Genomic DNA, 536 nt, shown 5'->3' on the forward strand with positions numbered 1-536 from the left:
TTTGACGTTTTTGGAGATCGACGACGGATCAATATCAATGTGCATCACTTTCGCATTTGGACAGTACTTCTCAAGGTTATTGGTGGTGCGGTCATCAAAACGCACCCCAATACCGAAGATCAGATCCGCTTCGTGCATCGCCATATTGGCTTCGTAGGTACCGTGCATCCCCAACATACCAAGCGAGTTTTTGTGAGTCCCCGGAAATGCACCTAGGCCCATTAAGGTACTGACAACTGGCAGGTTAAGTTTGTCTGCCAGTTCTAAAATATGTTCGTGAGCACCAGAAATGACTGCGCCACCACCGACATAAAGCACCGGTTTTTTCGCTTCAATCAAAGACTTCAGCGCTTTCTTGATTTGGCCTTTATGACCCGAAGTGGTTGGCTTGTATGAACGCATCGAGATGCTTTCTGGATATTGGTAAGGCAGTTTGATTTGCGGATTCATTACGTCTTTAGGCAAATCAATCACAACTGGCCCAGGACGACCCGTTGTTGAAATGTAGAAGGCTTTTTTGATCGTTTCAGGGATAT

1 pseudogene is annotated in these 536 nt (G+C 45.9%); it reads right to left on the bottom strand.

Annotation, left to right across the window (positions count from 1 at the left end):
• Positions 1-536 (bottom strand): annotated as a pseudogene (locus tag R7O13_RS30355) (acetolactate synthase 3 large subunit); the annotation flags it as partial.

It is taken from the genome of Vibrio sp. Y176 (assembly GCF_033438945.1).